Source organism: Thomasclavelia spiroformis DSM 1552 (genome assembly GCF_025149465.1).
GTDB lineage: Bacteria > Bacillota_I > Bacilli_A > Erysipelotrichales > Coprobacillaceae > Thomasclavelia > Thomasclavelia spiroformis.
Genome location: NZ_CP102275.1, coordinates 1,647,287 through 1,660,889 on the forward strand (window position 1 = coordinate 1,647,287; position 13,603 = coordinate 1,660,889).

At 30.2% G+C, this 13,603-nt stretch carries 12 protein-coding genes and 1 other annotated feature; of the genes, 1 reads left to right on the plus strand and 11 read right to left on the minus strand.

Annotated elements, in window-relative coordinates:
* The first annotated feature begins 26 nt into the window (after positions 1–26).
* Entirely contained in the window at positions 27–1,760 is a 1,734-nt protein-coding gene (locus tag NQ543_RS07830) for an IS1634 family transposase (protein WP_004608716.1), read from the plus strand.
* A gap of 153 nt (positions 1,761–1,913) precedes the next feature.
* On the opposite strand, the gene NQ543_RS07835 is transcribed toward NQ543_RS07830, so the two are convergent.
* The 11 genes from NQ543_RS07835 to NQ543_RS07885 form a co-directional block, all read right to left on the minus strand.
* On the minus strand, positions 1,914–2,369 hold the full coding sequence (locus NQ543_RS07835; RefSeq protein ID WP_004608717.1) for a GNAT family N-acetyltransferase: 456 nt from the start codon (positions 2,367–2,369) through the stop codon (positions 1,914–1,916).
* Positions 2,370–2,461: 92 nt separating this feature from the next.
* Entirely contained in the window at positions 2,462–3,133 is a 672-nt protein-coding gene (locus NQ543_RS12075; protein ID WP_418080401.1) for a CatB-related O-acetyltransferase, read from the minus strand.
* A 118-nt stretch (positions 3,134–3,251) separates the two neighbouring features.
* Positions 3,252–4,256 carry a LacI family DNA-binding transcriptional regulator gene (locus NQ543_RS07845; RefSeq protein ID WP_004608719.1) on the minus strand — a complete coding sequence of 335 codons (1,005 nt, stop codon included), beginning with the start codon at positions 4,254–4,256 and terminating at the stop codon, positions 3,252–3,254.
* Complete coding sequence (locus NQ543_RS07850) at positions 4,256–4,732, minus strand: YtxH domain-containing protein (protein WP_004608720.1); 477 nt, start codon at positions 4,730–4,732, stop codon at positions 4,256–4,258. Before NQ543_RS07850 ends, NQ543_RS07845 begins: the two co-directional genes overlap by 1 nt.
* Positions 4,733–4,747: 15 nt before the next feature.
* Positions 4,748–5,038 (minus strand): DUF948 domain-containing protein, encoded by a 291-nt coding sequence (locus NQ543_RS07855; protein ID WP_004608721.1) that lies wholly within the window; start codon positions 5,036–5,038, stop codon positions 4,748–4,750.
* A gap of 48 nt (positions 5,039–5,086) precedes the next feature.
* Entirely contained in the window at positions 5,087–6,397 is a 1,311-nt protein-coding gene (locus NQ543_RS07860; protein ID WP_004608722.1) for a UDP-N-acetylmuramate--L-alanine ligase, read from the minus strand.
* A 33-nt stretch (positions 6,398–6,430) separates the two neighbouring features.
* On the minus strand, positions 6,431–7,504 hold the full coding sequence (locus tag NQ543_RS07865) for a M24 family metallopeptidase (RefSeq protein WP_004608723.1): 1,074 nt from the start codon (positions 7,502–7,504) through the stop codon (positions 6,431–6,433).
* Complete coding sequence (gene aspS, locus NQ543_RS07870) at positions 7,497–9,248, minus strand: aspartate--tRNA ligase (RefSeq protein WP_004608724.1); 1,752 nt, start codon at positions 9,246–9,248, stop codon at positions 7,497–7,499. Before aspS ends, NQ543_RS07865 begins: the two co-directional genes overlap by 8 nt.
* A complete protein-coding gene (gene hisS, locus NQ543_RS07875; protein ID WP_004608725.1) occupies positions 9,241–10,518 on the minus strand; it encodes a histidine--tRNA ligase in 1,278 nt (425 codons plus the stop codon). The genes aspS and hisS overlap by 8 nt, the downstream gene beginning before the upstream one ends.
* Positions 10,519–10,552: 34 nt before the next feature.
* Positions 10,553–10,752, minus strand: a binding site (T-box leader).
* A 46-nt stretch (positions 10,753–10,798) separates the two neighbouring features.
* Positions 10,799–13,021: a RelA/SpoT family protein gene (locus NQ543_RS07880; RefSeq protein WP_004608726.1), complete on the minus strand. Its 2,223-nt coding sequence runs from the start codon at positions 13,019–13,021 to the stop codon at positions 10,799–10,801.
* A 34-nt stretch (positions 13,022–13,055) separates the two neighbouring features.
* On the minus strand, positions 13,056–13,574 hold the full coding sequence (locus NQ543_RS07885; protein ID WP_004608727.1) for an adenine phosphoribosyltransferase: 519 nt from the start codon (positions 13,572–13,574) through the stop codon (positions 13,056–13,058).
* Positions 13,575–13,603: the final 29 nt, after the last annotated feature.

Sequence of the window (13,603 nt, forward strand, 5' to 3'; positions counted from 1 at the left end):
ATATTTATATATTTTGGAGGTCTTTTATGCGTATCAATATTTCCAAATCTAAAAATCATGAATTTATCTATATTATCAGGGATATTTATAATAATGGTTCCCGTACTACTAAAATTTATCAAAAGCTTGGTAAGATCGAAGATCTCTGTTCTGAAAAAAACATGTCCAGAGATGAAGTCATTACCTGGGCAAAGAATTATGCTAAGGAACTGACTGTCAAAGACAATGACATCAATCAGGATACTATCATCCCCTTTGTCCCTACCAGAATCATCGATAAGGACGTTCAAAGAAAATTTAACTGCGGCTACCTTTTTCTTCAGTATATTTATTATCAGCTCCGCCTCGATAATATCTGCAGGAATATAAAAAACCGGCACCAGTTCAGCTATGATATCAATGCTGTTCTTTCTGATCTGATTTATTCAAGGATTCTATGTCCTTCAAGCAAGCGTTCTTCTTATGAGTTTTCTTCGACTCTGTTAGAAAAAACTAAATATGAGCTTCACGATGTTTATCGGGCTCTGTCTGTACTGGCAGAAGAATCTGACTATATTCAGTCTGAACTCTATAAAAACAGCCATTTTATAAAAACAAGAAATACCGGTGCATTATATTATGACTGCACTAATTACTATTTTGAAATTGAAGATGATGATGATTTCAGAAAATATGGTAAAAGCAAAGAAAATAGACCTAATCCAGTTGTAGGTATGGGACTTATGATGGATGGAGATGGTATTCCATTGGCTTTTGATCTATATGAAGGAAACAGGAACGAACAGACAACCTTGAAGCCTCTTGAAGAAAGAATTATCAAGGATTTTGAACTTTCAAAATTCATTTACTGCAGTGATGCCGGTCTTGCCTCTAAAACCAACAAGAAATTCAACAGCATACAGGATAGAGCATATATCATCACTCAGTCACTGAAGAAACTCAAAAAGGATGACAGGGAAGTTGCATTAAAACATAGCGGTTTCTATGAAATCGGTGTTGAAAACAGTCATAGGATCAATATTGATGAGATCGATTTCAGCGACGAGAAAAACCAAAACAGGATATTCTATAAGGAAATGCCCTTGGAAAGTCCTTTAGAGGAAAGACTTATCATTACATATTCACCTAAATATGCAAGCTATCAAAAGAAAATAAGAAACAGGCAGATCGAACGCGCAAGCAGGATGATAAATAAAAAAGGAAAATTGAAAAAGAACAGAAAGAATCCAAATGATCCTGCAAGATTTATTGAAAAACATACAACTGACAAAAACGGTGAAATCATAGAAGAATATTTTGCATTAAATCACGAAAAAATTCATGAAGAAGAGATGTATGATGGATTTTATGCCATTACTACAAATCTTGAAGATGACAATGTAAATGAGATCATCAAGGTTTCAGAAAGAAGATGGCAGATAGAGGAATGCTTCAGAATCATGAAAACAGATTTCAAAGCAAGACCGGTATATTTACAGAACAAAGAAAGAATCAAGGCGCATTTTCTCACATGTTTTATTTCATTGATCATTTATAGGCTATTGGCAGATAAACTGGAAAATAAATACACAGTAAATGAAATATTGAAAACACTAAGAGAAATGGAAGTGATAGATACCCAGTATAACGGTTATATACCAGCATATAAAAGAACACAGATAACGGATGAACTTCATCAGCTGTTCGGTTTTAGAACGGATTATGAGATAATTGGAAAGAAAAAAATGAGAAATATAATAAAAAATACGAAAATCAGATAATTTACGCATATTCAATACAAAAGAAAAAATCCAAAAAGTGCTGATATATTCAATACTTTATGGATTTTTTTATATTTACAACTGTCAAAGACGGGATTATATTCTAAAACCAAAAATAAGTCAATAATCCATCTTTAATGGTCAACTCAAAAATTATAATTCTTTTTTCATATAAATTACATCTTCCATTGGATTATAATAATAGGCATCACATTCTTGAAAACCTAGCTTTTTATATAAATGAATTGCTTCTTGTAATGGTTTGATCGTATCTAAAACCATTTCCTTGTAGCCATCATTTTTAGCAAGTTTTAATAATTCTCTTACCATCTTTTCTCCAATTTTTTGACCTCGATATTTATTTTTTACATACAATCTTTTCATTTCACAACAATTATTATCATAACGATGATAAGCAACCATCCCTACTACTTTATTATTTTCAATACATACAAGTAGTCTACCATTAGGATCAGTATACTTTTTTGCAAGATCAGCCAATTCCTCATCAAGATTTTGAAATAATAAATCACGATTCAAATATTCTGTATATTCATAGATTAATTCTTCTACTTGATCTATATATAAATCTCCATTAATAATTTTCATCCTATCACCTTATATTATAGTATCATAATATTTATTTCAAAAAATTTTATTTAAGTCAATATTTTTATCACCTTTACATCTTAGATAAATAATTATTTATTATTTAAATATTCCTTAAATACTTTTTTCACTTTTTTTAAATCAGGGTCACACAATAATGGTAAAAATTCTACTAATTTTTCAGGTTCAAAATCCCACCATTTTACTTTCAATAATATTTCAATTAATTCATCATCAAAACGTTTTTTAATAAGTTTAGCTGGATTTCCACCAACAACACTATATGGTTCAACATTTTTTGTTACTACTGAATAAGCACCAATTATTGCTCCATCACCAATTTTAACACCTGGCATAATCACACTTTCTCTTCCAATCCAGACATCATTACCAATAACAATGTCTCCTTTAAATGGCAACTGTGATAAATGTTCAGGTGTATTTTTATTCCATAAACCTCCAAAAACATTAAATGGGTATGTTGTTACACTACTAATTCGATGATTAGCTAGCCCCATAATAAATTTTGTTTTAGATGCAATTGAGCAAAATTTATCAATAATTAATTTATCACCAAATTCGGGATAATTGAAAAGAACATTATTTTGTTCAAATTTAATTGGATCCTCAATATCATCATAATATGTATAGTCACCGATGATAATATTTGATGCTTTTACAACATTTTTTATAAAACATGATGTTTTACAGTCATTTAAAAAAATTTCATTTGGGTTTTGTATATAATCATTCATTATTTTTATCCTCCGTTATTTTTAAATTATCACGCCCTTTCTTTCTTCATATCCCACAGCTACTGCTTTTATTTTTCTTATTTCTTTCATAAGTATTTACCTCAAAAAAAAATGAATAGAAACTTTTCTATTCATTGGTAGAATTACGTTTAATAAACATGTGTCTTACAGCAATTTCTTTTGACTCAATTTTTTCATCATGTAAAAATTTAGTCAACAAACGAACTGCAAGTGCCCCCATATCATATACAGGCACATTTAAAGACGATAAAGTAGGTTTACACATAATTGAATAACTAGTATTCAACATCCCTACAACTTCCATTTCTTCAGGAATTTTAATTCCATTTTCCTGAGCTGCATTAATTACTGCTACACCATCTTTGTCATACCCACAAAATACCAAATCATGTTTATGATTCTTAAAGTATTCTACAAAGTAGGGATATGTATTTTCATAATGACTTGAACTAGTAAGAATTTGGTTTGTTGTAAAAACCTTATCATATTTTTTATATGTTTCTTTTATTCCTTCAATAATTTCATCACTCTTGATTAAATTCTGCTTTGGTAAAATATAAACAATATCATCTTTTCCTTTAGCTAAATAACGATCAACTATTTCTTCAGCTGCTTTTTTTACATCGATATAAATAGATCCAATATTATCATCAGATATCTTTTTACCAATTACTACAATTGGTAATTTATATTTAACAATTGATTCAATCATTTCATCAATATTTTCATTATTAAATAAAATAACACCATCTACTCTAGATTTAACCAAACGTTCTGTAATATCAGCAACTGTATTTTCATCACCAATATCATCAGTAGTGTACATATTGATATTATAATCTAAATGTCTTCCAGTATCACCAATACCACCAATCATATTTTTTACATGAGCAAATAATGATTGAGGAAAAACAATCGCAATTGTTGTTGTTTTACTTGTGGCTAGTCCTCGTGCAATATCGTTAGGTTTAAAATCTAAGCGCTCAATAACTTCCAAGACTTTTTGTTTTGTTTTATCTCGAACAACACTAGAACCATTAATTACTCGAGAAACAGTCGCAAGAGAAACGCCGGCTTCTCTTGCAACATCATAAATCGTAACCTTTTTCATTAATCTTTTAAATCCTCAATGATAATATCTAATTCATCTTCGATATCATCCATTGCATCATCTAGTTTTTTTACTGCATCAAAATCTTTGTCTTGAATTTTTGTCTTGATTTCACTTATCGTACTAGTTAAATCTGTACTAACTTTATTAACCGCTTCTTTAAAATTTGCATATTCATCACTTGATTTAATTGAGTTAGCTAATTGTTCTAATTTATCTTTTAAATTAGATAATTTAGCTCCTGTTGTTTCCTTAAATTCTTCTAAATCAAATTCTTCGATTGATTGTTTGATTTCTTCAATTGTATTATTAACTAATGTTTCGATATCTTCTTTTGTCATATTTTGAGCTTTATCATACAACTCTTGAGATTTATCTTTAAGATTTTGTCTCAATTCACTACCTTTTTTTGGTGCTAATAACATACCGATTACTGTTCCAATACCTACACCTGCAATAAATTTTCCAATTTTCATAATAATCTCACCTTTCTAAAATTTCTTTTTAAAAAAACTAATAATTGTTCCAATCAAACTAAATCTAGGACGTTTAGGGTCAAAAAAACGTGCAATTGATTCTACTGGAGCATTCAATAATCTTAACTTATAAGAAATATCATCCATGATCTTTTCAGCTTTATTAATTGTATTTTGAGCCATTTCTACGGTATTACCAATTTGTTTGACTGTAATTGAACTACGAAGTAATAAAATACCTAAACAAACTAAAGCAAAAGCCCCTGACAAAATCAAAACACAGTAACAAATATCTAAAGCAGTCATAACTTTACCTCGACTTTCTAATTCATATTATACCACAATCTTAAATACTTATATAGAATTTTTTATTGCGATAACTTTTTCTTCCAGTTTATAAATATCTTTGCTCGACATAAACAAGAATACGACATCATCATATTGAGCTAACTCTTTAGCTGCTTCTTGATCTTCATTGATAACCTTTGCCCTTGGTAAATTTTTAGCTATGTCATAAATATCAATGTCAATCCCCTCTTCTTTAACAGCATTTTCTGGAAATGGACAAAAATATGGATAATCAGCTAAATCCATAGCACGTGCAAATTCTACTGCAAACCTTGCTCCGCGTGAAAAACGATCTGGTTTAAAAACTGCAACGATTTTTTTACCAGGATATCTAACTCTAGTAGCTTCAATCACATATTTAATTGCAGTTGGATGATGAGCATAATCATCTACATAAATATTATTACCAACTTCGGTTACACTATAACGACGTTTTGTTCCTTGGAAAGTTGATAATTTATCTTGAATGTATTCACTATCCATATTTTCTAAATAGCCAAGTGTAATAATTGCAAGTGAGTTATAAAGCATATGATTACCAAAGAACGGTAAATTAAAGTGCCCAAATAATTCATTATGAATATATACATCAAAGGAAAAACCTAAATTATTCTCAATTACATTTACCGCTCTAACGTCATTATAGTCATTTAAACCAAATCTCATAACTCTTTTTTCAAAATTTATTTTTTTAATATTTGGATCATCACCCCAAACAATTACGGTATCTTTTACTTGATTAGCAAATTTTTCAAATGACTCGATATAACGCTCTAAATTACCAAAATAATCAACATGATCTAATTCAATATTATTAATGATTGCATAATTAGGATAATAATGTAAAAAATGATCCTGAAACTCACATGATTCAGCAATAAAATATTTACTGTCTTTACATGCATGACCAGTTCCATCGCCAATTAATACTGTAGTTTTATCAAAATCTTCAAACAAATGATAAGCCATTCCAGTTGTTGTTGTTTTACCATGAGTTCCTGCAATACTAATTGAAATAAAGTTTTCCATAAATTTTCCTAAAAACTCAAAATAACGATAACATTTAACTGTCGGATTAGCTAATGCCGCTTTTACTTCTACGTGATCATCACTAAAAGCATTTCCAATAATAACAGTATAACCATCTTTAATATTATCAGCATCAAAAGAATAAATCGGAATATTTCTCTTTTTCAACTCTTCTTCGATAAAAATATATTTATCAATATCACTACCACAAACATCATTTCCAAGTTCATGAAGAATTTCTGCAAGTGGTGCCATTCCTGAACCTTTTATTCCTATAAAATAATACATTTATGTCACCTCGCCATCATTTTATCACAAAAACTAAATTACAATCAAATCTTTAGTATAACTATTTAAAACCTTACATCCATCTTTAGTAACTAAAACTAAATCCTCAATTCTTACACCGAATTTACCTGGTAAATATACCCCTGGTTCAATTGAAAAAACCATTCCCTCTTGAACTTCTAAATCAAAGTTTACAGAAACATCGCCATATTCATGAACATCTTTCCCAATAAAATGTCCTAAACGATGATTAAATTCTTTTCCATAACCAGCTTTAGTAATCAAATCACGAGCAGTTTTATCAATATCACAAAGTCTTACACCTGGTTTAATCATAGCTTCAGCTGCTTCATTAGCAGCTTTAACTAATTCATAAACTTCTTTAGCTTCTTGACTGACTTCTTTATAAAATACTGTTCTTGTCATATCTGAACAATATCCTTGATACTTACATCCCATATCAATAATGATACTATCTCCAGGTTTTAAGCGACTAGCATCATTTTCATGATGGGGATTAGCACCATTGGCACCGTAGGCAATAATAGCATCAAAACTATTACCTTCTCCACCAAATTTACTATAAATATCGCCTAATTTTGCAGCTACTTCAAGTTCTGAAAGTCCCAAAGATACTTGATGAATCACTTCATGAATGGCTTGATCATTAATACGACTAGCTTCAATCATTAATTGTTGCTCATGATCATCTTTGACCATTCTTTTATAATCAACACATTTTGAACCATTAATAAATTTAACATCTGGCAATTTTTCCATTAAATCAAGTAAGAAGTTAGCACTCCAATGCTTATCTACACCTATTTTTTTAGCATCTTTTAAATTATCAACAATTGTTTGTGTAGCATCATCTACATCACTATGCCAAACAATATCTATCCCTAAATCTTTATCGACAAAAAACAATTTATTAAAAAATAACTTATGATCACCTTTAGTTCCTAGCATTAAAACATACATTCTTTCACCAGGATTATTAATATAATCAATTAAATAATCAATTGATGAAGGTTCGCTGATCAATAAATAATCAAGACCAGCTTCCTTCATATTAGCTATAACACCATCAATTCTTTCTTTATTCATCTTCAATCACCGCAATTTTAAGTTCATCTAATTGTTCTTTATCAACTTTACCTGGAGCTTTAGACATTGGACATACAGCACTAGCATTTTTAGGAAATGCAATTACTTCACGAATATTTTCACTATTAGTTAAAATCATTGCCAGACGATCTAATCCTAAAGCAAATCCTCCATGTGGTGGTGTTCCATATTGGAATGCTTCAACAAACCAACCAAATTGACTATTGATTCTTTCTTGTGTGAAACCTAATGCTCTAAAAGCCCTTTCTTGTAATTCTTGTTCATAAATACGTTGTGAACCGCCACCTAACTCAAATCCGTTTAAAACAATGTCATAGGCATCTGCTAAACAGTTAGCAGGATCATTTTCAATTTTATCAAGATCGCTATCTTTTGGACGAGTAAATGGGTGATGAACTGCATAATAGCGTTTTGTTTCTTCATCATATTCAAACATTGGGAAATCAACGACCCATAAAAATGCATATTCATCTTGACGATATAATTTTAATTCTTTACCTAAATGATTTCTAAGTGCTGCTAAAGCATCACAAACAACATTATATTTAGCATCACTTACAAATAATAATAAATCACCATCACTAGCATCCATTGCTGTTAGTAAACGTATCATTTGTTCATCACTAAAGAATTTAGCAATTGGTCCTTCAGCTTTTCCATCTTTAACTTTTAACCATGCTAATCCTTTAGCTTTATATGTTTTAACAATATCTGTTAATTTATCAATTGCTTTACGAGAAAAATTATTGGCTTCTCCTTTAACATTTATTCCTTTAACATGTCCATTTGCTTCCAAAGCACTTTTAAATACCATGAAATCTACATCTTTGACAACTTCGTTTAAATTAACTAGTTCTAAACCAAAACGAATATCTGGTTTATCAATCCCATATTTTTCCATTGCTTCATGCCATGTCATTCGAGGAAGTGGTAATTTTAAATCAATTCCTTTTACATCATTCATCACTTTAGCAATTAATTGTTCGCCAAGAGTAATAATTTCATCTGTTGTCATGAAACTCATTTCCACGTCTACTTGAGTAAATTCTGGCTGACGATCTAAACGTAAATCTTCATCTCTAAAACAACGTGCAATTTGATAATAACGCTCAAATCCAGAAACCATTAACAATTGTTTAAATAATTGAGGTGATTGTGGTAAAGCATAAAATGAACCATTATGTACCCTTGAAGGAACTAAAAAGTCTCTAGCACCTTCAGGAGTAGAACGATTTAAATATGGTGTTTCAATATCAATAAAATCATGATTATCTAAAAAATCACGAATACTACGAGTTATTTTATGACGTGTAATAATTTTATTTTGCATTACTGGTCTTCTAAGATCTAAATAACGATATTGCATTCTTGCATCTTCGCTTGCATCAGTATCATCACTTGTATAAATTGGCGTTACTTTTGCAGTATTAATGATATCAATTTGACTAGCTTCAATTTCAATATCACCAGTAGGCATATTTGGATTTTTTGAACTACGTTCGATTACTTTACCAACTACATGAATTACATATTCATTTTTAATATCTTTAGCTAAAGCTTCCATTTCTTCATTTAAAACGATTTGCGTAATGCCATGACGATCACGTAAATCAATAAATACTAACGAACCAAGATTTCTTTTCTTAGCTACCCATCCTTTTAATTCTACAATTTTATTTACATCACTTATTCTTAGTTCCCCGTTATTATGTGTTCTATTCATGATCATGTCCCTCCATATGATTTTCAATATATGCTACAATATTTTCAATCGGTACTACATCTTGTGTTTTTGAATGTGTGCATTTAATATTTACTACTTCATCTTCGACTTCTTGATCACCGATAATCAAAGCAAAGTGACTATGCATACGATCTACTGTTTTAAATTGGGCTTTTAACGAACGGTCTTGATAATCCATATCAACACTAAAACCATTTGCTCTTAGCATTGTTGTAATTTGCATAGCAAGATCTTTAGCCTTACTTCCTAGAGGCATTACATAAACATCTAATCCTTCATCTTCACTCAATTCTTCATCCATTGCAATTAATAAACGTTCCATTCCAAAAGCAAAACCAACCCCTGGAGCTTCTGGACCATTTAATTCACTAATTAAACCATTATAGCGACCACCGCCACCAACTGTTGAACCAGCTCCTAAACGAGGATCATCAGAAATAACTTCAAAGACAGTGTGACAATAATAATCTAATCCTCTTACTAAATTTGTATCTAATTCATATTCAATTTCTAAATCATCCAATAATTCGCATACTTTATTAAAATGTTCTTTAGCTGTTTCACTTAAATAATCAATTGTCTTTGGTGCATTTTTCATTGATGGATGATCACAGTCTACTTTACAGTCTAAAATACGTAAAGGGTTTGTTTCAAAACGATTTTTACAATCACTGCATAATTCATCTAAATATGGTGCAAAATGTTCTTTTAATGCATTACGATAAGCTTCTCTACTTTGTTCATCACCTAATGTATTAATATGTAATTTTACTCCTTTTAATCCTAATGCTTCAACTAGAGTAACTGCCATAGTCATACATTCTACATCTAAATACGGTGATTCATAACCGATCATCTCTACTCCAAATTGATGAAATTGACGTTGTCTACCATTTTGAGGACGTTCATATCTAAACATTGGTCCAATATAATATAATTTTGTTATTTTATCTGGGTTAGAAAACATTTTGTTTTCTACATATGCTCTAGCTACGCCTGCTGTTCCTTCAGGTCTTAAAGTGATTGAGCGTCCCTTTTTATCATTGAAAGTATACATTTCTTTACTAACAACATCAGTTGTATCACCAACTGCACGATTAAATAATTCAGTATGTTCAAAAATTGGTGTTCTTATTTCTTTAACATTATAATTAGCACAAATTGTTCTAATTAATTGTTCTAACATCTGCCATTTTATTGTTTTATCAGGCAAAATATCTACTGTTCCTCGTGGTGCTTTATACATCATCGTTTTCCTCCTTTTAAATATAAAAACGTCCTTAAATAAGGACGTTATTCACGCGGTACCACCTTAATTCATGTTATCAAACATGCTCTTTTGTCTTAACGCGACATACGTTTACTCCTACTAATTTCAAAGTAACTCCTCCCAAGTGTCCCACAGCCCTCTTTTAAATACTTTCACCAACCGTATTTTCTCTAGAAAAAGACTTAGCTGTTTAATCCTGTTCATTGGATTAAGTTGATTATATATAATATTTTTTAAAAATGCAAGTTTATTTAATGTTTTAATGAATAACTCTTTTAACTTCAAAAATTCCTTGGATTTTAACAACATTATCCATTGCCTGTTGCAAACGATAAGCATCTTCAACTGATATCTTTAATTTAATAATTGCTTTCATATCAACAACATCAGCTCGAATATTTAAGATATTTATTTTTAATTGACCTAATACCGTAATTACATCATTCAATAAATTAGTTCGATCCAAACCAGTAATTTCTAAATCAGCTTGAAACTTCATCGTTGAAATTGAAGCAAAATCCCAATACACGTCAATTAATCGAGCTTGAATTTCTGGCACTTTAATATTTGGACAATCTTTACGATGAACTTTGATTCCTTGTCCTTGAGAAACAAAACCTAGTATTTCATCACCAGGAATCGGGTTACAACACTTAGATAATTGTATTTTCAAACCATCAATTCCCTTTACAACAACACCAGAATTACCCCTACTACTTTGTTTTTCATTAATTTGATTATTTCTTTGTAACATCTTTGAAAGATTATCAAAGAAACCTCTTTTTTTAGGAACAACACGATCAATCAAAGTCATGATTGGTAAACTCTTTTTACCAATAAAATACAAAATATCATCAAAACTACGAGCTCCAAATGATCCTAAAAAACTTTTATAAGTATCAGGATCCATATATTTCTTTTCATCTAATTGACGTTTTCTAAGCTCTTCTCTTAAAATTTTACGACCATCTTCGATTAAGTCTTTTTTAGTTTCAGCTTCTTTTGACGCAATAAATTGTCTAATTTTATTACGAGCCCCAGCCGTACGAACAAATTTTAACCAATCTTCACTTGGTCCTTGTGATTGTTTATTAGTTTTTATTTCAACTACATCACCCGTCTTTAACTTAGTATCAATTGGAACCATAACATTATTAACAATTGCTCCAACGGCTTTATGTCCAACTTCAGTATGAATTCGATAAGCAAAATCAATTGGTGTTGAACCATTAGGCAATTCCACTATCTTACCTTGTGGAGTTAAAACATATACATTAGCTTCAAAAATATCTCTTTTTAATGAATCATAATATTCTTTAGCATCGCCATCTTTAATATCATCACTTAAAGAAATAAATTCTCTTAACCATTGTAATTTTTCACCAATTTCTTGTTGTTCTTTTTTAGATGAATAGCCTTTATTTTCTTTATAACGCCAATGAGCCGCAACCCCTAGTTCAGCAAGTTCATCCATTTCTTCAGTTCTAATTTGAATTTCAAAAGTATTACCATCTTCACCAATTACTGAAGTATGCAATGATTGATACATATTTGGTTTAGGCATTGCGATATAATCTTTAAATCGTCCTGGAATTGGTCGATAATGATCATGAATTACTCCTAAAATACTATAACAATCCATCTTATCTTTAGTAATGATTCTTAGTGCATATAAATCATATAACTCATCAAATCTTTTCTTTTTAACAAACATCTTTTTATAAATACTATAAATTGATTTTGCCCTTCCTAAAATTCGATATTCATAATTATTTTCATCAAGCATTTTCTTTACCTTTGCCATCATCTTAGCTACTGATTCTTTTCTTTCTTCTTGCTTAACTGCTAAAAGATTCGAAATTTCTTTAAATGCTACGGGATCTAGATAATATAAACTCAAATCTTCAAGTTCTGTTTTAATATCATTGATCCCTAAACGATGAGCAATCGGTGTATAAACTTCTAATGTTTCTCTTGCTATTCTTTTTTGTTTATGAGGAGGCATGTATTGTAAAGTTCGCATATTATGCAAACGATCAGCAAATTTAATCAAGATAACACGAATATCTTTAGCCATAGCGATATAGATCTTACGATGATTTTCTGCATAAACATCAGCTTCATCTTTAAAAGGCATTTTACCGATTTTAGTAACCCCTTCTACTAATGTCGTAATTTCTAAACCAAAACGCTCAACCATTTCGTCATGACTAACATTACAATCTTCCATAACATCATGAAGCAATCCGGCTGTAATTGTTGCTGGACCAGTTTGTAATGTTGCTAAAATATAAGCTACCCAAATTAAATGATTAGTATACGGTTCGCCGCTTTTTCTTTTTTGATCTTTATGTTTATCCATAATAAAATCATATGCTTGTTTAATTAAAGTTAGACTATCTTTATTAGTAATATACTTACCACACACATCTAAAATATCATCAATTGAAACAACATCATTAGCACCTTTATACTCTGCCATAAACAACACCCCCTAATCATTTTTATCACTACTTTTAATACTTTAACAATGAATAAACATTATATCCTTGTAATCTATCTCTTCCTTTTAAAGCCTCAAGTTCAATTAAAAAAGCAATTCCAATTACTTTGCCACCTAATCTTTCAACTAATTTAACTGTGGCCTCAACTGTTCCTCCAGTTGCTAGTAAATCATCAACAATAATTACATTTTCTCCTGATTTAATACTATCTTTATGAATATGTACCTCATTTTTTCCATATTCTAAATCATATGATTCATTAATCGTCTCACGTGGTAATTTGCCAGGTTTTCTAACGGGAACAAATCCAGCATTAATATTGTAGGCAACTGGACAACCAAATAAAAAACCTCGTGCTTCCGGACCTGCTACAATATCAACCTTTGCCTCTAAGTTATTTGCCCATAAAACAAATTGATCAATTGTTTCTTTAAATGCTTCTTTATCTTGCATTAATGGTGTTACATCTCTAAAAATAATTCCTTCTTCAGGAAAATCCTTTATATCAGCTACATATTTAGTTAAATCCATGTTTAATTTTTTCTCCTTTATTATGATAT

Bases quoted from the DNA above. Each gene is read 5' to 3' on its own strand.
- NQ543_RS07850 (WP_004608720.1), bottom strand. From the start codon at position 4,732: ATGAAAATTGGAAAATTTATTGCAGGTGTAGGTATTGGAACAGTAATC.
- NQ543_RS07880 (WP_004608726.1), bottom strand. From the start codon at position 13,021: ATGGCAGAGTATAAAGGTGCTAATGATGTTGTTTCAATTGATGATATT.
- NQ543_RS07845 (WP_004608719.1), bottom strand. From the start codon at position 4,256: ATGAAAAAGGTTACGATTTATGATGTTGCAAGAGAAGCCGGCGTTTCT.
- NQ543_RS07885 (WP_004608727.1), bottom strand. From the start codon at position 13,574: ATGGATTTAACTAAATATGTAGCTGATATAAAGGATTTTCCTGAAGAA.
- NQ543_RS07830 (WP_004608716.1), top strand. From the start codon at position 27: ATGCGTATCAATATTTCCAAATCTAAAAATCATGAATTTATCTATATT.
- NQ543_RS07855 (WP_004608721.1), bottom strand. From the start codon at position 5,038: ATGACTGCTTTAGATATTTGTTACTGTGTTTTGATTTTGTCAGGGGCT.
- aspS (WP_004608724.1), bottom strand. From the start codon at position 9,248: ATGAATAGAACACATAATAACGGGGAACTAAGAATAAGTGATGTAAAT.
- NQ543_RS07835 (WP_004608717.1), bottom strand. From the start codon at position 2,369: ATGAAAATTATTAATGGAGATTTATATATAGATCAAGTAGAAGAATTA.
- NQ543_RS07865 (WP_004608723.1), bottom strand. From the start codon at position 7,504: ATGAATAAAGAAAGAATTGATGGTGTTATAGCTAATATGAAGGAAGCT.
- hisS (WP_004608725.1), bottom strand. From the start codon at position 10,518: ATGATGTATAAAGCACCACGAGGAACAGTAGATATTTTGCCTGATAAA.
- NQ543_RS07860 (WP_004608722.1), bottom strand. From the start codon at position 6,397: ATGTATTATTTTATAGGAATAAAAGGTTCAGGAATGGCACCACTTGCA.